Origin of the sequence: Flavobacterium succinicans, from assembly GCF_001662485.1 — a bacterium.
Taxonomy (GTDB): Bacteria; Bacteroidota; Bacteroidia; order Flavobacteriales; family Flavobacteriaceae; genus Flavobacterium; species Flavobacterium succinicans_A.
The window spans coordinates 21,564-44,288 of the sequence record NZ_JMTM01000009.1; the positions used below are offsets into that span (position 1 = coordinate 21,564).

The window sequence follows — 22,725 nt, forward strand, 5'->3', positions numbered from 1 at the left end:
AATTTTGTTGTTTAATAAAAATCATAACAAAAATGCTACATTTAAGAAATAGGATTTCTAAAAATGACTTGATTTCTGTATTAATTTTATTCTCCACATTCTTATTTTTCTATTTACTACGCATAGATTTTAATTCATCAACAGCTTTGTTTAATGATAAGCTAATTGATTGTTGCGCAATATTTTTTGGAGTATTTTTTGCTTGTTTAGGATTGTTTGAAAAATTTAAAACAAGAAAATCATACTTTAAATTTATATTTTTTGTGAAAAGGTTAATTTATCTGAATTTATTGATGATCATACTCTCCTTATCAATAATCATATTAAAAGACATTAATTTTCTTCATAAAGGTTCCGAAGTATTTGATGCTATTCATGATTTTTTCCCAGTTAATTATCACAGAGTTTTATTCTCTTTTTACATCTCCTTGTATGTAATTTCAATACAACAAATAATTTATTTTATTAGAGTAATACTAACTTTAATAAGTGAAATTGATATTAACATTCAACAAAATAACCTTTAATAAGCTGCTTTTTTTTAAATCAACACCCCTTTTTTTTAATTAGTAAAATAACAAACATGATAAACCCTTCTAATTTTGGTTGGATTGAAAAATTTTTTAAAACCCAAAAAGAAAATTTTGAGTTAAATGTAACTGACGAATATAGATTGTATAAAAAAATTAGACAAACGGGTCTAATCTACGGGTATTCCGTTTCATTTGAACACCTTAACGATTATGACACTTCTTTATGGTCTGAGGTTGATTTTACAAAAGTAAATTTGTTATCTAGCTTATATGAAATATATACGTTTCAAACAAAATCAACAAGTCATCATGACTTCTTTCATAAAGTACATGATTTTTATAACGAATTGAATCATAAAAAAGAAAACAGATTCAATAAAAAAAATACTGAGAAAAGTATCACTTTGGATTTAGAAAAAATTCTTGATACAAGAGTTACGACGAATAATAACTTTATTACCAAAAACTTTTCATTTATAGTTACCAACGGGTTAATTTTTGAAGATGTTTTAGCATTTCAAAAATTTTTAATCTTTGAAAACATACCTACTGATTATTTAAAAAATATAGAAGAATCTGTTGTAAAAGTAGTTTCAATAATTTTAAACCAAAAACAGATAAAAACAAAATATGAAGAGTTAATGATTAAACTCTTTAATAAATCCTTGAGATATTCTGACGTTCATGTTTCGGACAACTATGAAATTTCTAAACTAAATCTTGAAAACGTCACCTCCAATCTTGAGAAGTACTACCTAATTGACATTTGTATTATGGCGTTTTGGAATGCCGAAAGTGAGAATATTTCAAGTTTAGAAAGAGACTATTTGTTTTTGCTCTCAAAAAAATTAGCCGTAGACACAAGTAAAGCAGATGAAAGTCTATCGGATTTTAAAATGTTTTTTTTAGAACATAAATCAAATTTGCCTTTTTTAAATAATGTTTCTGCATTGAAAAATTTTAATCTAAGAGCAAAAGATTCAGTTAAAAAAACCCTAGAGCGAAGTAAAAACAGCCTAGTCGAAAGGATAAAAAATGACAATGAATTAGTACATCTATTACTTACTTCAAAAAAACGAAAGTTAAGTTTAGAGGAAGAAAAAAAAGTAAAAAAACAAGTATTAGAGATATGTAAAACAATACCGACAATGCTCGTGTTTATTTTGCCAGGTACAAGCATATTATTTCCTATGCTAATAAAATTTTTGCCAAATATTGTTCCAACATTATTGAATGAAAACTTGAGTGATGATTAAATAATGTTAAGGTTGAAGTCGCCAATTTAGTACAAGCAAAAAAAAATAATCAAAAAATAGATTTATCAATTATAGTAAATTGATATAACTATTAGGAATTAATACGGAAAAGCCGAACACCGTTTTACAAAGTAGGCAAAATCAAAAACAAACAAAAAATGCCACAAAAATTCTCGGAAGCGATAGCCGCATTATCCGCAAAAACAAAAAGTATGGAAGAAAGCATTACTAAAGCAAATGCTGAAAACAAAGAAAAACTAGAAGAAAAACTTACAGAAGTGAAAGCAGAAGTAGTTGTAAAAAAAGATGAATTTGTTGCAAAAGCGGAACTTGCAAAAGCAGAGATAAAAATTACGCATGCAAAAAATTCATTCAAAGAAAAAATTGCTCAGATTGAAGCTCATGCAAAAGCAAGAAAATTAGAAATTGAGGCCAAAATTGCAAATGCAAAACATCATTTAGATCTAAAATTTGCAGAAGCAGATTACAACGATGCTGTTGATTATGCGCAAAACTGTATTGACTGGGCAGAAATTGCTTTAGGCGATGTACAAGAAGCAATACTTGAAGCATTAACGGCGCAAAATAAATACGAGCATATAAAAAATGCTTCCTAAAATAGGCATACACTGCCTTGCAAAAAAAAAATTATTACTATTAAAAAACCTTATTATGACAAACAAAATCAGACAAGTATCATTTCTATTAGTCATTACCTTAATGATTAATACTGTGTGCTCAGCTCAAACTCCAGCACCGACAAAAATTTTAATCAACAACGTTAACATTTTCAACGGAAAAGATAACAAAACGGTTAATGGAAATATTTTAATCGAAGGAAGTTTAATTAAACAAATATCAACTTCTCCTATTGCAGTTGATAAAAGTGGTTCAACTCAAATCATTGATGGAAAAGGAAAATATGTAATACCAGGATTAATTGACGCTCACGCACACTTAATGATGGAAAGCCTATCTGGAGCACAAATGGCAACAAGTGACTTTGCTTACATGAATTTGTTTGCGGCAAAAGCTGCAGAAAAACAATTATTAAGAGGATTTACAACTGTTAGAGATTTAGGAGGCGGAGCTCTTTCACTTGCAAAAGCAATAGATCATGGATTGTATGCAGGACCAAGAGTATTTGCGAGTGGCGCTTTCATTTCTCAAACTGGAGGTCATGGAGATTTCGGTATGCCAACAGATGTACCAAAGAGAATTGGCGATATGACTTATACTGAAAGAAATGGTATGAATGCCGTTGCTGATGGAGTAGATCAAGTTTTGTTACGTTCTCGTGAGAATTTACGCCAAGGTGCAACACAATTAAAATTAGCAGCAGGTGGTGGAGTAGCGTCAAACTATGATGGTTTAGATGTAGCACAATATAGCTTAGAAGAACTTAAAGCAGCAGTACTTGCGGCTGAAAACTGGGGCACATATGTTACAGTTCACGCTTATACTCCAAAAGCGGTTCAAACTGCAATTGCAGCGGGTGTAAAATGTATTGAACATGGTCAATTACTGGATGAAGCTACTGTAAAAATCATGGCCGAAAAAGGAATTTGGTGGGATTTACAACCATTTTTGAATGACGACGATGCGATTTATTTTCCTCCAGGTTCTGAAAATGAAAAAAAATATTTAGAAATGACTAATGGAACTGACATTACTTATAAACTAGCAAAAAAACACAATGTTAAATTGGCTTGGGGTACAGATTGTCTTTTTGATGCAGGATTAGCAAAAAAACAAGGAAAACAATTAGCAAAAGTAACAAGATGGTTAAGCAACTTTGAAGTACTTAAAATGGCTACTTCTAGCAATGCTGAATTGCTTAGTTTATCTGGAAAAAGAAATCCGTACAAAGCAGGAAAATTAGGTGAAATCTCAGAAGGCGCTTATGCAGATTTAATTATTGTAAACGGAAATCCATTACAAGATATCCAATTGATTGTTAATCCTGATGAGAATTTCCAATTGATAATGAAAGACGGTAAAGTGTATAAAAACACTTTAGCAAACTAATTCATATCAAAATTTAATGATAATGTAAATTGGCGATTTTGATTCATCAGCAGAGTATTGAAGCCTTATAATTGAAAGCTTAAAGCAATAAATTGGTTTTCAAAATCGCTTTTTTTTATCAAGTAAACCATCTTATAAACACTAAAAAATGAAAAAAAATAAATTTTTAGTACTTTTTGCACTTTTTGCAATGATTACTGTACAGTCCTGTAAAAAAACAGATCAATCAAAAGAATCAAAAGAAACTGATACTATTATTGTTGATGAAACACCAGTTGAAGAAATAACTTTTGTAGAGCTTTTACCCGGAAACACTACGGCAAGATCCGTTGTTAAAAGCGCTAAATCTACGGTTCATGTAACTCGAAAAAACAAAAAAGGAGCAGTTACAACAAAGCATGATACAGATGAGGCTAATGCATTTGTAAATAAAAATAATGATATTATTGGAATTGTATTAACAAGTCATACCGATCAAGATACTTTAGTTTTGCATGTAACAGAAACAGATACTGTTTTTTCAAATGAAAAAGTTACTAAAAGAAGATTTAAAGGCGTTGCAACTATAAACAGTAAAGATTATACCTTTGATACTCCAGTTAGTGTAACCAAATCTCAAGAAGCTATTGATATTGATGGAGACATTATATTATCTCCAGTTGAAATTGACGAAAGTGTTGATGGTCCAACAGCTGTAACAGAGGATAATGCTTCGTCTTCAGATCCAATTCAAGTAAAAATAAAACAATCCTTTAACAATAGAATGGTTATTAAACTCACAGATTTAGTAACAGGTGTTAAAGATAAAAAGGTTTACGATAGATATGGAAATCTTTTAAAAGAGAAAAAAAGAAGTAAATAATCTTTTTGAGTTATACGCTAGATTATTTTTCTGACTTTAAAATAATCAGTCATGTACATTGTGATGAAAACCTAAATCATACAGAAATGTATTTTATTATGAAAATAAATTATAGTAAACAGGCCATATAACCAATTTGCATGTTAATCTAAGCGTATAACTCAATAAACATTTTTATATTTTTCAGGTATAAACTAATTATATTAGATATTGCTTATTAAACCATATATACTTTAAATTCAAAATAATACTAAAAAAAAATGAAAAAATTATTTGCTCTTTTACTAGTGTTTTTAGCAAGCAATTTATTTGCACAGGCAACTAAACTTGACAAAATAATCAAGAAAGATTATTCTATACTTGATGTAAATATTACCAATATTACTGATAGTGATGTTGAATTCAATTATCCAAATGAAAAACTTAAAAACACATTAAGTCTATCCAAAGTAGCTAAAATTATTTTTAAGAGCGGTAGAGAGCAAAATTTTAATATAGCGGATAATTCCGGATCTCAACAAAATACTACAGAAACTAAAGCTGTCGCTCAAGCAAATCAAATTACGCCAACCACGCAATCAACTATTAAACAAAATACAATTGCCGTACTACCAATTCCATTTGTAAATAAAGAAACTTTGGCTTCATCATCAGAGATGGCAAAATTTGCTCAAAATGACATGTATAATAAATTGATGGAAAGATCTGCCAATATATTTCCTTTAACGGTTCAAGATTTGCGTGAAACCAATTCATTGTTAAAAAAAGCAGGCATAGATTATTCGAACATTGATGAAGTACTTATTTCTGATTTGCAAAATATTTTGGGAGTTGACAATATTGTTGCTGCTAAAGTTTCATATGTGGTAACGGTGGATCAAACCAATACAGGATATGGTAATACCACAATAACTGCTAAAAATGATTCAAAAGCAAAAGTCGATGATTTTAACGTATCTACAACAACACAGAATAAGAAATTTGATTTTACAGTGTATTTTGAGATTTACAAAAATGGTTCTAAAATATTTACAGAAACTAGAACACCAGTGTTTAATTTTAAAGACTCTTGGATGGACTCCATGCAGTATTTATTAAAAAGAAGCCCTATTTACAGCAAAAAATAAAAGCATTCTAAACCACTACTACAAAACCAAAAAGAGGGCGATTTTGTGTCTTACACTCAATTTTAAGACATAAAAATCGCCCTCTTTTATTAGTTCTTTCGAGAATACTCACCTTAAGATAGTACCTAAATAACTAAATCATATACTCACTAATTGTATTAGGATAAGGTTACTAAAAAACATGACTTAAACCAAATCCTAAAGAGTAGTTATGGTCTCTCGAAGCACCAATCCCAATGCTGGGATTTATGGAAGCTACGATATTATCTGTTATTTTCTGAACAAAAATAATTTTAAAGGAGCTATAATTAAACTTATTTGCATAATCAGCTACAAAAGAAAAATCTCCTTTTATAGTTTGTTTGTTTGAATTAAAGCTTTTAACATAATAAAAATCAAATGAGCCTTGGTTTGTATTTAAATTGGGGCCCGAATTTGTTAAACTCAAAGATTGTAAATACGCTACTGCAAAAATGTCATTATTCTTAAAATAGAAAGCCTGGGTATATCCAAATTCAAAGTCATTCTTATTTGTTCTTAAACTTCTTTCTGTTGTAGTATTTAAATCAAAATCAGCATAAATTGCTCCTGCATATTTTTTGGTTTTGTGAGTCACATATGCAAATCTTACATTTAAGTTCCCTAAACCATTCTTGTTCTCAGGAAGATTTGTTGCTAAAAACGGCGTTGACAATCTAAACAATGTTTTTCCATTTTTATCAAGTATGAACTCATTAATTACCTTAAATGTATTTTTGTAAAATGAATTATCATCTAATATTTTGTATTCATTTGATAAGGTTAAACTATTATTAAGAATACCTGGATTGGTTCTACTAATATCTGTAGTTTTAATACTATCTTTTTTGGTTTGTGCATGAAGATTAGTAAGATGGCAGACAAAAAATACAACACCTACCTTAAAAAAAATATTCATGTTTCTTTTAGGCTTTTGTAAAAAATTTAATTTCATAATTTATTTCGTAAAACGTTGAGGCAAATATATTTTACAATAGCGAGGAATTACATTTGTACTCACAATTATTATTCAGCAATAATTCAATCCGTTTAAAAAATTTTGAAAGAATTATTTTGTTTTTTTTTATTCCAAACTTTGCTATTGCTAAAAAAAAATCATGAAAATTAGCGCATATGGTTTGAATGCCTAATTTAAATATTTTTCATATTAATTATCAAGAAGTTAAGATTTTATTTTAACTAAAAAGTATAATCTTGTTATTAACAAAACAAATTTTCTTTAGTGATCAATAGCTTCAAGAAAAACACTATAAACTATTATGTGTTTTGAAAAAGGCTCATTCAATTTATTTAAGAATAATTTAATTCTCTTAATTTTTTCAACGATTCTAATTCTTTTGGTATAAGGCCTTTTAATTCATTATCAAATAGACTTACACTTTCCACATCTCTTAACATTACAATATCTACACACAATCCCTCTCTTGATTGATTATTACTGAGCGCTCCTGCTTGTAAGGAAGGAATAGTATATAATGATGTTAGTGTTTTTCCATTAATTTCATTATTGAACAGAGACAAAACTTCTACATGAGTCAGTTTTTTTAACATAAATGGAAAAGTTCCTTTTAACTCACTCATATACAACTCGATTTGAACCCATCGACTAAGGTTTCCAATAGAAGGAGGAACACTACCTGATACTTGGTTAAGCGAAACATTTCTTAATTCTAATGCCCTTAAATTTGCTGACTCAATTGAAATCAAAACTTTTTGAGAATTGTCTTGCAAATTCAGTTTTTTCAAATCCACTAAACTTACTTTTGCGGTGGTTGATCCTTCTGACAAATTAGCATCGGATACATCAATACCAATCAATTTATTGTTCTTCGGGACAACACCGCACCCTATACTAATTGAATCGGCTATATTCCATTGCGTATCATTTGTAGCTTGGCACCAATCTAATAAAGCTTCACGTTCTAAAACAGAAACTGCTGCAAAAGAGCTAGCAGAGAAAGACAAAAACAAGAGGTAAAGTACTTTTTTCATTGATTGTTAAATAATTCTTAAATTAACTTTCTAAAAATAACATACTTGAAGATGAAATACAAATAAAATCGACCAAATACATCATTAAAAAAATTATGCACTATAATTCAACAAGAATGTAATTAAAATGGCACAATTTATTTTTTTGTATATTTGACTACTAACCTTAAAATGAACGAATTATGGAAATGAATTTTCAATCGCTATTTGTAGCGGCTTTGATTACCCTTTTTGTAGGATTTGTTTGGTATCACCCAAAAGTATTTGGTACTGTTTGGATGAAAGAAGCCGGACTCACCGAAGAACAGCTTAAGACTGGAAACATGCTGAAGATTTTTGGGCTAACTTACTTATTTTCTTTGTTTATTGCTTCCATCGAAATGACATTAACCATTCATCAAATAGGGGCTATGGGAATGGTTGGGGGTCCTGCAAAAGTTAATGAGGCCCTTCCTTCTTTTACTGCTTTTATGGCTGATTATGGAACCGCTTTTAGAACCTATAAGCATGGTGCATTACATGGATTAATGTCTGGGCTGTTTTTTGCTTTCCCGATGATTGGAATTAACGGACTCTTCGAAAGAAAATCTTGGAGATACATTTTAATTCATTCAGGCTATTGGATTGTTACGCTTACCATTATGGGTGCCATTATTTGTGGCTGGGTATAATTTTAAAGATGCGTTTCAATTGCCTTGAAACGCATCTTTTTACCAATCGAATAGGCTTTTTTTTTAACAAAACTGCCCTCAATCGAGGGCAGTTTCGTATATAAACCTTATGGGTTTTTATTTTAATTCTCGCTATTTATAGTTTGAAATAAAGTCCTAATTGGTGTGCATTCCCGATTAGGGAGGTGTATTTCTCATTGAATGGGATTGCGGCGCTGTATGCAATTCCTACTTTCTCAAAACGAATTCCTGCACCAATGAGTAGCTGATTTGTGTCGAGGTAGCCTAACTGCAACCATCCTTTTTGTAAATACAAGAAATTGATACTGCTTGTAATTTCGAAATCTTTTTGGTACGTTCTATTGATAAGAATCGATGGTTTTATTTCGATATCTGTAGAAGTAGCGAAGTTGTAACTTGCATACGTTAGGAATCCAGAAGCAAAATTCTTGTCTTGCATTAAAGCTGGAAGTGCTACAGAGAGTTCAAATTTTTTAAATTTATATACTGCGCCAATTTCGGTGCGTAAATCATTTCTTGAAATACTATTCCCGTCAAGCACTTTGTCTTCCATATCTACAAATTGGTTAGGAAAAAGTCCTCGTTGAGGATCGAATACTTGCCTGTTTAGACCGAAACTAATCCCTAAAGCTACCGATTGCTCTTCATTTATATTAAGTTTGTATGCCAATGCTTGCTCGATAACCGTTTCTAAAAATGCACCTTGTTGATTGTATGATAAACGAGTTCCTGTAGCGAGATTTTTTGTCAATCCTACATCAAAAGTACCCAAAATCCAATAGGAATTGTTCCCATTGTCGACTTTACTTGGTATATAATTATTCACTACAGAGAGTCTAGTGTTGTTTTCTTCACCAGCATAAGCAACGTTCATACTGAATTTATTTTCTTGAAAAAGGCGATTATTCAATGGGTATTGCCCATAAGAGGACGTAATAAACACGGTTGAAACCAGGAGTGTTTTTATTATTTTTTTAAAAATATTTTTCATTTAATCTTTTTTATTTGTAAAACGATTTAAAGCAATTTTACATTTCAGTTATTCATTAAACAACCTGCAACGTAACGCCCTTGGTGAAGGGCAAAAAAATCTTTAGTTGTTGATAATACGTAGGGCTTCTTTGTAAACGAATTGTTTTCCTTCTTGATCTTTGCCTGCAAAATGTAAGTAGTAAATCCCACTTTTTAGCTCAGAACCACTCCAGTTATTTTTATAGTTTACAGAATTGAAAACCAACTGCCCTATAGTATTGAAAACAGATACATCATGACTGGTATACAAATCGATATTGTTTATTACAAGAAAATCGTTATGACCGTCATAATTGGGCGTGATGATGTTATTAAAAGCTAAAACTTCTTCTATCTCGTTTGCATTGTTTATTTGAATTGTAAAGGTCTTATCAACAATTCCGTTTTTAGCATCTTGAGCTCGAATACGTATTGTATAATTGCTTTTTTTCTCGAAATCAAAAATTGCTTTGGTATAAAGACTACCATTTATGATCTCAAAGAGCTCATTATCGAAACCTGCACCATCTAAAAAAGATATCGTGTGTAGGTCTCTAACATCATTGTCTACAACAGCGATTGCGCCAACAAGACTTCCAATAGGTTTGTTTTCGGATACAGCAGTTGAAGATAAAGCAATATCGGTAGGAATGTTATTATCCTTGATTACAATAGGTTCATCATAGGACCCTAACTTGCTTTCTCCTACAAAAGTAATCGGAAGAGTTACGGCATCTGAAACAACATTTCTGTCTTTGTTGTATAATTTAAATGTAATCAAACCACTAGTATCATTACTATAAACAATAAGGTTAGCCATGTAACGGTCTTTTGATTTAACAAAAGTGATTGGTGCAGCAACACCACGGACCTCATTATTTAAGAAGGCTACTACAGTATCTTCTTGATTTCTTGATTCTTGTGAATTCATATTCAATACAACAGTAATTACCATTGAATTGGAATAGGCACTTGGGTTGACTTTCCACGTGGATGGTACTTGTCCAAATGTAACTGTCACAGAAAGTGACAATACGAGATATAAAATTATTTTTTTCATTAGAAATAAATTGATTGTAAAAAATAACACTATCAGGATTAGATCCTGATAGTATTATTTAGTAGTAGAATTATTTAATTACTTTTTCGGTTTGAATAAGAATACCATTTGCATCATACATCGACAATAAATACATTCCATTTGGAAGATTTTGTGCATCGAATTCGATTTCTTCTTGCTCTGGAGAAGTAGTACTAATTTTTATACTTCGCCCTTGCATATCAGACAATTTTATTTGAGCAATGGTGTGCCCCTTGAACAATTTGACTTTTAATTTATTTATAAAAGGATTTGGATATATCTCTAGTACATTGTTTATTGTAGTCGTTTCTACAAGGGTCAACAATTGTGGTGATTTTCCGTTTCCAGTTACTGAGTCTGCATGAAAAGCAATACTCTCATTTACAACAAAACTTTGCTTGTTTTGTGCGTCTACAAATTCAAAACGGATGTTTTCGTTATTCTTTTGACCGTAAATAGTTACAAAATAAGTATTCTTTTTTGTTATTGGATTAAAAACAGGAGCCGCTTCGGCACGTAATTCGGTACCTACATAAGCTCTCAATTTATTGCGAGTATCTTGATTGTCGCCTACTACTTCTGCAATTGCATTCATACTGTTTGCGTACTTAGTACTCGCAGGAATCTTAGTTACCATTTCCTCTTTTATTTTATTTCCAGAAGCGGTATAGCTTAGATTCGGATAGTAGAAATTACCCGCTTGAGCCGTTTTTAACATGTATCCTTCACCTGGACGTAAGTGCGTTAAGTCACCAATCCAACCAATATTTTGTGCATAAACCGCCAATGCAAATTGATTTTTTATGACATCTCCATCTTTTACAGTTGCAAAACCAGCCAAGGCTTGATTAATAGGTGTATTTTTGAATCCTATAAAACCAATCCAATTCCAACCTTGAACAACATTTATTTTTACTTGCTCACCTTTGAGTAATAATCCACTGTATTTAAGTTTATTTTCGTAACTCAAAAACACCTTGTATCCTCTACCGTTTTGAATAGAACCGCTTGTGGTAAGTGATCCCAACCATCCCTCTTGTTTATCAAAACTATCGACTGCATCGATACTACGAATTAAATCTCCGTTTTCTGCACGAAGGGTTTTTAACAAATCATTGGTTTTAAACTGTTTTGATGGATTGTAGTTGAAATTAAGATGAGCCGAAATCCATGTCCATCCTTTAGACAACTCATACGTATGTTCTAAAACATCGACTGCATTAAGCATCTCCGGCTTCATTGAAGTTCCTTTCACATCATTTGAAACAAAAACATAACTTGGAGTTACATCACGATGTACTTGTCCGTCGCTCGCATTCCATATACGAAATTGTATAGCTTCGTTTGCAGTAGTATTACTGTAAACGCTAATAAAAGCTTGATAATTATCCAAAGCTGGAATGTATCTTAGTTTTGCAATACCACGACATTGATCCCCTACAAAAGCGGCAACTTGATCATTAGGGTCTCTAGAAACATCTCCATTAATATTCAATTGAGCAATAAAGTTCATAGAATATTGATAATCCGAAGGCGTTACTTTCCAATCTTCGGGCAATGCCTTAGAAACATCCAAACTAAGATTCATAACCTCTGCAAAACCAAATTCGGTTTCTAAAAGAATGTCTTGAACATAATTTCCAATATTGACATCTTTGTCAACAATAAAAGTAACTGGTAAAGAGCTTTTTGGCCCAATGGTACCGCTACTTGGGTTTGCAGTAAGCCAAGAAGGTAAATTGGTAATATTATAATTAAATACTTTTCCTCCAGTATTCTCAATACGGTTAGTAAAAGTAAGTCCTTTACCAGTCTCTATTTGGAAATTTTTATCCGATTCTATCCAAATCACCTGGTTTTTATCTACATAAGCCGTCCAAGTAACAGGAGCTCTCATGATATTACCATTGAGATCCTGAACACCAGTGACGCTAATGTCTAAAATTACATTCTCTAAAACCTTGTCGGGATCAGCCGTCGTCAAAATAATTTTATCTTGATTGGCTGAGTAGCTAAAGTTTACTTTTCGAACTGGTCTAGGCAATTTTACCAAAGGAGTTTCTTGCATAAATGCAACACTTTCTTTGAGTTGAGCAGCCTGACCATTTTCCTTAACCGCGGTATCTCCTGTAGCTGCTGAAGCGTTTGAAGCTTCTAACATTTCGATTCCCATGTTTGTTTTGTATTTATCAAAAGGCAAATACAAATCCAATCCCGCTTCGTCTCCACTGAGCATATATCGCATGTCGCGTTTGATTTGCAACGCATTACGGGCACCTTGCCAAATACGAACCTCGTCTAGCGCTCCCACAAAATGTTGATCTTGCTTGGTGTTTCCGAAAATATCGTTCCAACCCATGGCGCCTAAGTGTAAGGCTGCACCACCAAAACCAGAGAATCCTATCGCTTGAGTTTCGGTAGTATTTTGTTGTTTTCCATCGACAAAACAAACCGTATTGGTTAATCGATCAACTACTAAAGCAAAATGATGCCATTGGTTGTCAAAAAAGTTGGTTGTCGTGGCTTTAAATTGTTTGTTATTGTTCCAAACTTCTAATAAACCAGAGCTACCTGCTCGAATAGACCAACCATTTTTGTTTAAATCCTGATCGTCCCCTCTACCATTTGATAGTAAAGTAGCATTGGTTGTATTATTTCCTTTAAACCAAAACTCGATACTAAAATTCGACACATCCAAATAGGCAGGCGAATTAATAATTGCTTTGGTATTGGCAGTTGTACTTAGAGCATTCCCTTTTAGGGCCACTTGCCAAGTACCCGATACAATTTGAGCATGACGTTCTCTAGCGATATCTTGTACTAATGTTCCTTCTGACTCTTCCATTGGCCAGTTACCTAACAATCCTGGCTCATTGCTTTTTAGTCGTTTTGTAGCCACTACATTTACTTCTGCTTCTGTGAGTGCTTTGCCCCAAAAACGCAACTCATGCATATTCCCTTTAAAAGAAGGACTTTGCGCTAATGCATCTTTACCGACAAAAATAGCACCGATTGCTTCGTAATTTGGAGTGTAGTTTTGCTTAATAGCATCTAGTACGCCGTTGATATACAATTTTGCTTCCTGATTATTAGCATCGTACGCATACGCATAATGTACCCACGAATCATCAGCTGGAATTGATTTAGTCGAATTAAATTTTACTCCAGCTAAAGTAACTTCAAACTTATTGGCCGAATTAAATCCTGCACCAAAAGATTGAGCCGCTGTTGCTCCTTGAGAAAGCAAAGTTTCGGCACCGGAGTTCTTACGTTTGGCATAAAAATCAAACGAGAACGAACGACGATTCAATTGAACTCCGACTGGGATTTTCATATAATCATTCGCGCCATTAAAATATACACTCGCTGGGTGTCTTAGTTCTCCACCTTGAATTACACCTCGAATATCGAAATTGTATGGATTCAATAAACCTGCATTGATAGGCTCGTTAAACTGTATCATTATTTCGTCTCCCGAAGATAAAACTCCGTCTGCAGGTTGTGGTGCACCAAAAGAACTCGGATTTACTCTATCTACAATTCCAGAAATCGTAGGAGAAGTATAGACAACATCTTGAGATTCGCCTTGACATATACTCTGAATGCGCACATCATACAAATCATCCGTTAACTTAGACACGTCCCAATTGTAGATAAAGTCATTACCACCTTGTTCGGTCAATAAAGGTGCTTTTCGCAACACTTCTTCTGGGCCTGCATTGGCACGGGCTTCGTCATTGCGATAAAAGGTTTCTAGAAGCTTCCAATTAGACTCTGATTCGCTCGCACGTTTGTACTGAATTTTAATTCCTTTGAAGCCTTGGTAATTTACATCATAATCTCCCACTTTTATAGGCAATCTATTTTTGCTATCATAATTTACAGTCCAGTTATTGCCTGGACTTACAATAGTTGCTTCGGAACAAACAGGAATGTATTCAATATCTAAAGTAATTTCCTTGTGGATAGTTTCATCGCATGTCGATTCAAAAACCAAAGTCAATCCTTCGTATTTGTATTCTTTTGGGCCTCTTAAAACGGTCAAAGTTTGACGAATTTTTTGCCCAAAAGGGATCGAAATTTCTACAGGTCTTACCAAGGTTTCCCCATTAAGTAATACCACCAAACCATCAGGATTTGATGCAGGATCAACAGACATTTGATAAGTAATCTCTTGATCTGTAGATGAAGGAATTAGCTCAGTTTCGTTACGCAATTCTAAATCAAAAATCGCCGCTTTGCTAGAAGGGACATTTACCCTATTGGCTTTGTCGTTTCCATCTACTAATATTCCAGGTTTTTCAATCTGAACAGTACGTTTTCCTAACAACGGTTTTTGTTCGTTTTTAAAGGCCTCGAGCAATTGAGCGTAAATTGCTTTTTTCTCTCCTAAAACTTTACTTATGTCTTCAATCTCCTTGTCACGAGCTATAATATCCGCTTTTAGTTTTTTTATTTTAGCTTCCTGAATTGGAACAGCAATACATGCAGCAACAGCTAGTGGATTACCCGTTGCGAGAGTACCACAAAGTACAGATGAAGCAATCAAACCATCTTCAGCAACCTTCAATTCATCATCAACACCTGCATAATTTTCTTTGATCGATTTTATTTTATCGACTAGTAGAGCAGGAAAATGATCTAACCAGTATTGCAAATAATAAGGATGTTCTTTGGTTACTTCTAGCTCTTTTTCTCTTTCGAAAGGACAAGAAGTTTGCCCAGATACGATTTGAAATATCGGACCGTCACTTCCTTTTCCGTCATAAATGTTCATACTGTACACATTATACTTATCGTTGTCCTGAATGGTATAAGAGGTAGTAACAGTGCTGATCTTGCCATCGTTTGTGCTATCCCCAAAAGTTTTATCACCACCACCGTGAAGATTAAAACTTGGACCAACCAATGTTCCGGTACCAAGCAAGAATTTTCCTTCAGTATCTAAAGAAGCACCCGCCATCAGTTCAGTAGAAGAAACTGTAATTTCGGTAGTTTCAGTAGTCGAAGTATTAGAATAAGCAATTCCGGAACTTATAGAAATGTTCTTTTGTTTGGGTTTGTTTTCTGAAATAGCAGTAAATTTTTGAATTTCATTGTTCATCAAAATTTCTTCCCAAGCTCTAATTTGATTATTGTACCAACGTACTTTATCCTGAATGATACCATTTATTTTAGGTGCCAATGCTCGCTTAAATTCATAACTTGCTCCTTTGTCATCTTCAATATCATCTTTTGTATAATCATTAAAATTCCTTCCTTTTAAACGAGGATCATCATTATTAACTCCGTACAATGTGTCTTTCGCACCTAATTTTGTAACATACAAATTGGCTTGATCTATAAAGAGACTGTTTCTAATGGCTTTCAATTTTGGAATCAAATCGGTTTTGATATGATCTTCAGAATACAACAATAGCGTTTCTCCTTTTTCTTTCTGGTAATAGGTTTCAGCTTTATTTAGTATATATTCTTGTCCATCCTCGCTTTTTACTTTAGGTCCTACACAGCCAATACATTTACTGGCAAGAATAAACTTTACATTATTGGCACGACCAATTTCTATGTTCTTAGAATCGGCAATGAAAAAATCTCCTTTATCAAAAGCATCAGCCGCTGTAATGGTCAGACTTTGAGTTGTTGTTGTTGCTTTTGCATTTGTTTTTTCGTTACCTAGATATCTAGAACCGTAAGTTGTAGCCATTACTTGCCCATCTGTTTTAGCTAGTTTTGTACCGGTTACTGGCACTTCCGCTTCAAATTCCCAAGCCAGTCCAACACCAAAACTCCAATCGCCACCAGCCTGTGTGCTACTGGTTGATTCTTTGGTAATGGTACTCCCCTTCTCTAATGTAACACTACTACCACTTCCGGGTGGAATCCTAAGTGTAGTGGTTATAGAAGCAGGTGCTTCGGTTATAAAATCGGTGCCTGGCATTTTTGATCCACCAAGGACGTATGCTTTATATCCTTTGGAAGCATTGTTTGGGTCTGGCCAATACACGGTGTAATCCCCTGTTTTTAGCGCAATAGCCATTGATTTTACAAAAGAATCATCAGCACCAGAACCTTGAACAAGATCGGGGTCTCCTCCTATAAAATTATACTTTACACTACCCTCATTTTGCAAACTAAACTGATGGGTATTCCCGAAAAGATCAACCCAGTTATCATCGGCCTTTTGATACGCTGCTGTTGATCCTGCATCGGCTTTGGCACTTATGTTATTGCTTACCGTAACTTGACCATCTAAAACAGGTACTTGATCGGTAGCTGGGTTTTTTATTGGTTTGGTACCATAATACTCATATTTTTCTACCGCTTTAATACTCACTTGATACTCTTTTCCTTGTAAAAAAGCAGGATAAGGCAATGCTTTGGTTGGCAAAAGAATGTCTTTAGACAACTCTTTATCAAATATTTTTACTGTGGTTTCTCCAACAACTGTTTTTTCGGTAATTACGTTTCCGCTAGCATCTACTTCGGCAGAGTTGGGCAAATAATCTCTCGAAATATGGTTTTGCACCACCATAGTAGGAGTACTTCTATAGATCAAACGTTTTTCAGCGTTATAGTTTACCTTTTTAACAACATAATCTCCAGAAATCAAAACAGGTTCCTGCTCTTCAATTCCTTTATACGCAGCAGCATCATCTAGTTTTATCGCTGCTATATCTTTGGATAAAAATAAAATTTTATCATCGGCAGGGTTTGCTTCGTCTCCTATATAAGATACGTCTGAGAATTCGTATTCGTTGGGAGGTAATTGAATTACAAACTCTCCCGTTTCTGGATCTGTTTTTACCGAGCGCTTAATGCGGGTATCTTTGGAAGTTAGCGTAAAATAAGTGGCTCCAATGTTATTGATCCGCTGAACATCCATTTTTAATTTTCCTTTGTATGCAGAAAATCCTAACTTTTTGTTGGCCTGAACCAATCCTCCTACAACACAACCAGTAAAAGTGTGTTTGGTGTTGTCTAAAACTTCTATTCCAGACAAGATATCTTGATAATCATAAGTGCCCGTTGCTGGGAATTTATTACTTACAAAGGTATGTCCGTCTTTTCTAAATTCTAAAAAGTGTTTCCCGATAGGCACAACAACTTCAAATTGTCCAAATTCATTAGAAACAATTGGCAGTCCGTTTTTAGTTAATTGTTGTGTTCCGTTTAACCAAATAGAAACTCCTTTAGATCCTGAACTCTGAAAATGTGTTGGGTCATTCTCCTTATCATCAAAATTAAATCGTATCGTTCCGGTTACCTTAAACGAAGACTGATCGATAAAATCAATATTATTTTCGACGCTTCTTCCTTCGCCTAAAAACAAGACACGGTTTGATGGCGAAAACGAATGGATGGCTCCGCTAAGGGTCATGGTAGGAGTGATACTAAAATTTTCTCCTGCATTTTCGTATGAAATTCCTTCAATGACATAATTACCGTTGCTATCGGTAAATCCAGCAAAGCCCAATTGTTCTCTCGAAGGCACTTCCTTACTCCATGTTGCTCCCATTAAGTCACCGTCAATCTTGTTGTACACACCACCTTCTTTGGAGGCGTCAAATACAAAAGGACCAACACCTTCGTCAAAACGCCAGTTTCCAACAATGTTTGGAGTCTCTGCTCGTATCAATCTACTGTAATCACGTTCTACATCCTCAGGTGTTAATGCTGCTTTATAAATGCGAAATTCATCTAGCAAACCATTATAAAAATTTCCAGCGCCTGTGCTTCCTAAATAAATAGGATTGGTAACATTGGCTGCCAAAGATCCGTTGGCATTAACAGATTTGTCTAGTTTTCCGTTAATGTACAATATCAATTTACTATTGTTATAAGTAGCAAAAATATTAGAATAAGTCCCCTCGGTCAGCTTTGCTTTTGAGGTTATCGAAGTCCCAGCAATAGTAACCACGACTCTATCATTATTTAAGGCTACTTCAAAAACACCTGCTTGGCTTGCTAAAACTTGTTTCGAAGTCCAAGCTTTTGGTTTTGCCCATATCGAAACCGACATCCCAGTGGTGTTATAAGCAATAGTTTTTTGGTCCGGATTAATTATTACGCTTTGATTCACTCCATCAAAAGACAACGCATTACCAGTTACCATTCCGTCTTTCTCGGCAACTACTTTTACATTAGGTACTTCAATACCTCCTGCATAATTAATATTTCCCGTTACAATTGCTGATGGCAATCTAAAACCAACACCCACCGCTAAACCTTGTAGGCCTTGCAATTGAGTGTATGGAATTCCAGTAACCTTACTGATATCATAACTAGATATTTTTTCTAACCCACAATCTGCAGAAGCAACCACATAATACTCATAAAGTGTTTGCGCAACTGCTTTGTTATCAGACCAAGTGCGAGTATTTTTGTCCACCGTTGCTTGCAACTCTGGAGCAATCGTACTATTCAAGGCACGACGAAAAATTTTATAACTGCCTACAAAATCAGCATTCTCATTGGTCTTCCAATCTAATTGCACTAAATTGCCAAAATACCCTTTTGAAGTTTCTAAGTTATTGGCTAGAAAAACCCTGGAAAGATCAATATTAGTAATACTCAATTTATCTGAAGCATTTGCTTGAACAAAAACCGTAGCAGCAGACGATTTGCAACTGTTAACCGCAATTATCTTGTACGAATAGGATTCGCAAGTACTCACTTCTTTGTCAGTGTAGGTCAGCAAATACCCATCGCTTCCTGCTACTTGATTTTTAATCTGCCCTTCATAAAAATCACCTATTGGCAATTCGATAGTTGTTTCTGTACCCTTTTTTAAATCTTTTCTAAGAATCTTATATTTTTGACTAGTTGCATTGAGATAATCATCCGAAACCCATAGTGGTTCATTCCAAGATAATTTTACCCCAGATTCTGCACCCGTAACCATAACCATGTTTGCATTTTTAGGAGCTACAGGACTCGCAGGAGATATTCCCATTACCGCTTCTTCAGACTTTGCACCTTCTCCAGGACACTTGCCTCCTTTGGCAGCTATTTTGAAATAATATTTTTGCCCACGAGTAAGTCCCGTTACAGTATAAGATCGTTTAGATCCCGAAATAGCATCTGGCATAGCGGTAAAAACACCCGTAGGACTAGTAGATCTATAAAGCACAAAATTAGTTGGACTTGATTGAGACCACTGCCATCTTAAATCAACCGAACCATCACATTTAGTAGTACTCGCCTGCAAATCGGCAGGAATTGGCAATGGATCAAAGGAAGATCCATCAATTTCATTACTACCAATTAATTCATTTTTCCAGTACAATTCTACTGTTGCACTTGTACTTCCAGTAACCCCTTTTATACTATAAGAAGTCGCATCAGCTCTTAAATCAGTAATTTTTACCCCCTCTCTTTTAACTTGATAAGTAAAATCGCTCGAAGACAAAGTTGGATCTATTGTTATTTTTTTCCAAGCTAGATTTACAGCATCACAACCTTGAGTTACCCTTACATCCGGCATATTAGGCAAAACAGCAGTTGTGAGTTGGGCATTTAACGATTGTCTTGGATCTCCTATATCTGTTTGAGCTGAACCCGATAACGTGATGGGTCCAGTAAGAAATTCGGCAGGAAGCGGAAATGTAATGTATAGAATACCGTTGTTATTATGTTCATATATGAAGTTCTGATAGGAATAATTATAAGATGTAGCAATATCCCACTTCGTCCTAGCTGAATTTAAACAGCTATCATCGGCATTAGTAAGTCTAAAAAAACCTCCTCCATTGGTAATCTTGAAAATTTGCTTACCAGCCAATTCTACTACTAAATCAAGTACTATATCATCTCCAGTATCACAATCAACATCCGCAAGTATTGCTGTAAAATAGAGATTACTACCTACTATTTTTGCGTCCCACAGCTGCCCCCTTGGGTATTCTCCTCCAATTTCTAACCTCCCAAGTCTTATATGATGGGATTCTTGTGCAGTACTTAATAAAGTTGTTAAAAATAAGACTAAACATGTTAAAATCTTTAGTTTTACATAAAAAGTAAATTGTAGTTTTTTTCTCATAAGTTTATATTTGTTATGCAAACTTAATTACAAAAATTCAACAAAACAGCATTTTATCGATAATTAATGCATTTAATCCTCATATTAAAACGAATAGACCATAATTTGTAATACAAATCTTGTTATTTACAATTTTGTTTTTCATACGAATTCCTTTGTTATTTTATAAAAATCTTGATTTTATTTCTCTTTTTAATAAATCAAGTTATTCACATAAAAAACACTTATATTTTTAGTACATATAACCATATGGAAAGAAAAAAGAGGTTATGCGAATGGTATTGATGATTCTTCTGTAAAGTCTATAAACCATTATTGGACGAGTCTATAAGCAAAGATGTAAAATGTAAAAACGAACCAGTGGACGAATTACAAAATAATAACAAAGAGCTATAAAATTATTCAAAGGATAAGCGCCCTGGGAAAAACTTCAAAGAAATTTACACAATCATTCGTCAGATAAAAACGGCTATAAGAACAATTCAATTACACGTCAATACGGAAATCATCAAAAACACTTAGATGAATGTTTTTATCGACTGAGCAGGACAATTTTCAAAGATTCTATTTTTAGCATACTCAAACGATTAGTCTCACATCCGTATCAAGGTTAGAAATAAATAGTAGTTATTTAAGTAAGAAACTCGATTTATATAAATGCGAATGCCCTACCATCGAATGGCTAACCCAAAATCTCAACATGTATTATATTGGAGTTTTTTGTATCATAATCCAAATCTTTGACTTTTTAGATTAAATTTGTCCTCTACATCAATTTTAATCTATTTGAACACACCTCTTTCCTTCGTAATTTATCAATCTGCACGCGAACTTCCAGAAAACTGGGATGCTATCGCTAAAGGAACTCTTTTTTTGCAAAGAGATTATTTTGAAATTTTAGAACATTCGTGTCCCAGCAACATGAAATGTTTCTTCATAGGCCTATTTCAAAACAATGATTTAGTAGGCGTTGCCTTGAGTCAGTTTTTAGATTTAAACAAATTAGAATCCTTTGGTGAACGTGATCAATGCTTGAAAACAATCCTTCGCAATTTTGCTTTTAAACGTTTTTCTTCTCATGTTTTATTTCTTGGAAATTGCATGCTAACAGGCGAAAATGCTTATGCCTTTTTGGACTCCATCCCATTTAATGAGCAAATAAAAGTCCTTCATGAAGCCCGAAATAGTATTGAAGAAATTCTAAAAAATCAAGGAATACAGATTCATTTACGAACCAGTAAAGATTTCTCTAAAGCCGAAAAAGATAAAATCAATCAAACCCCATTTAGAAACATTTTTCAGTTCACCACGCAACCCAATATGATTTTTTCTATTCCTGAGCAATGGAAAAACGAACAAGATTATGTAAACGCTTTAGCAAAAAAATATAGAGATCAATACAAAAGAGCCCGAAAAAAAGCTGAAGGAGTCGTTAAACGTAAACTTTTACTAACAGAAATAGAACAAAATAAAGAACTGATTTACGACTTATATTATCATGTAGCCAAAAATGCTCCTTTTAACTCTTTTTTCTTGTCTAAAAATCATTTTAGTGACTTAAAAAGAATTTGGGGAGACAATTTCCTTTTTTATGGTTATTTTTTAGATGGAAGATTGATTGGTTTCAATACGTTAATAAAAAATGGCCAAGCCATGGACACCTATTTTTTGGGGTATGATGAAACCTTGCAACGCGAAAAAATGCTGTATTTGAACATGCTTTATGACATGATTGCTTATTCCATCAAAAAAGAATTCAAAACAATCATTTTTGCCAGAACAGCCTTAGAAATCAAAAGCTCTGTTGGGGCAAAACCCGAAACCATGTATGGATTAATGGAGCATAAAAACCCTATTATCAATCGCTTTTTGCCTCGTTTATTTAATTATCTCGAACCTAAAACGATTTGGCAAGAACGAAATCCTTTCAAATAATTTCATAAAAAAGGCTACTCAAAAAGTAGCCTCTTCTGGTTTTCGAACAACTATTTGAACAACTATTAAAGCGCGGTTACAATAAACTCACTTCTTCGGTTCATTTGGTGTTGTTCTTCGGTGCAATTGG

12 protein-coding genes are annotated in these 22,725 nt (G+C 33.5%); 7 read left to right on the forward strand and 5 right to left on the reverse strand.

Features of this window, described 5'->3' with window-relative positions; translation table 11 throughout:
* Window positions 1-583 precede the first annotated feature (583 nt).
* The 5 genes from FLB_RS01210 (at window position 584) to FLB_RS01230 (ending at window position 5,806) form a co-directional block, all read left to right on the forward strand.
* On the forward strand, window positions 584-1,789 hold the full coding sequence (locus FLB_RS01210) for an LETM1-related biofilm-associated protein (protein WP_064714146.1): 1,206 nt from the start codon (window positions 584-586) through the stop codon (window positions 1,787-1,789).
* 212 nt (window positions 1,790-2,001) lie between these two features.
* Window positions 2,002-2,406 carry a hypothetical protein gene (locus FLB_RS01215; RefSeq protein ID WP_157490506.1) on the forward strand — a complete coding sequence of 135 codons (405 nt, stop codon included), beginning with the start codon at window positions 2,002-2,004 and terminating at the stop codon, window positions 2,404-2,406.
* 55 nt (window positions 2,407-2,461) lie between these two features.
* The gene (locus tag FLB_RS01220; RefSeq protein WP_064714148.1) at window positions 2,462-3,817 is read left to right on the forward strand and encodes a metal-dependent hydrolase family protein; all 1,356 of its coding nucleotides are present in this window, start codon (window positions 2,462-2,464) and stop codon (window positions 3,815-3,817) included.
* 148 nt (window positions 3,818-3,965) lie between these two features.
* Window positions 3,966-4,679, forward strand: coding sequence for a hypothetical protein (locus FLB_RS01225; RefSeq protein ID WP_064714149.1), 714 nt, complete (start codon window positions 3,966-3,968; stop codon window positions 4,677-4,679).
* A gap of 260 nt (window positions 4,680-4,939) precedes the next feature.
* Complete coding sequence (locus tag FLB_RS01230) at window positions 4,940-5,806, forward strand: hypothetical protein (protein WP_064714150.1); 867 nt, start codon at window positions 4,940-4,942, stop codon at window positions 5,804-5,806.
* Window positions 5,807-5,978: 172 nt separating this feature from the next.
* Here FLB_RS01230 and FLB_RS01235 read toward each other — a convergent pair whose 3' ends face one another.
* Window positions 5,979-6,779: a hypothetical protein gene (locus FLB_RS01235; RefSeq protein WP_064714151.1), complete on the reverse strand. Its 801-nt coding sequence runs from the start codon at window positions 6,777-6,779 to the stop codon at window positions 5,979-5,981.
* Window positions 6,780-7,135: 356 nt separating this feature from the next.
* Window positions 7,136-7,837, reverse strand: coding sequence for a hypothetical protein (locus FLB_RS01240; protein WP_064714152.1), 702 nt, complete (start codon window positions 7,835-7,837; stop codon window positions 7,136-7,138).
* Between the two features lie 182 nt (window positions 7,838-8,019).
* Here FLB_RS01240 and FLB_RS01245 point away from each other — a divergent pair, with 182 nt between their 5' ends.
* A complete protein-coding gene (locus FLB_RS01245; RefSeq protein ID WP_064714153.1) occupies window positions 8,020-8,508 on the forward strand; it encodes a DUF1761 domain-containing protein in 489 nt (162 codons plus the stop codon).
* Window positions 8,509-8,644: 136 nt separating this feature from the next.
* On the opposite strand, the gene FLB_RS01250 is transcribed toward FLB_RS01245, so the two are convergent.
* The 3 genes from FLB_RS01250 to FLB_RS01260 all read right to left on the reverse strand — a co-directional run bounded on the left by FLB_RS01250 (window position 8,645) and on the right by FLB_RS01260 (window position 20,660).
* Window positions 8,645-9,520 carry a type IX secretion system membrane protein PorP/SprF gene (locus FLB_RS01250; protein ID WP_064714154.1) on the reverse strand — a complete coding sequence of 292 codons (876 nt, stop codon included), beginning with the start codon at window positions 9,518-9,520 and terminating at the stop codon, window positions 8,645-8,647.
* 102 nt (window positions 9,521-9,622) lie between these two features.
* Window positions 9,623-10,600: a gliding motility-associated C-terminal domain-containing protein gene (locus tag FLB_RS01255; RefSeq protein WP_064714155.1), complete on the reverse strand. Its 978-nt coding sequence runs from the start codon at window positions 10,598-10,600 to the stop codon at window positions 9,623-9,625.
* A gap of 70 nt (window positions 10,601-10,670) precedes the next feature.
* The gene (locus FLB_RS01260) at window positions 10,671-20,660 is read right to left on the reverse strand and encodes a LamG-like jellyroll fold domain-containing protein (RefSeq protein ID WP_064714156.1); all 9,990 of its coding nucleotides are present in this window, start codon (window positions 20,658-20,660) and stop codon (window positions 10,671-10,673) included.
* Window positions 20,661-21,446: 786 nt separating this feature from the next.
* On the opposite strand from FLB_RS01260, the gene FLB_RS01265 reads away from it, so the two are divergent.
* Entirely contained in the window at window positions 21,447-22,595 is a 1,149-nt protein-coding gene (locus FLB_RS01265; protein WP_064714157.1) for a GNAT family N-acetyltransferase, read from the forward strand.
* The last annotated feature ends 130 nt before the right edge of the window (window positions 22,596-22,725 follow it).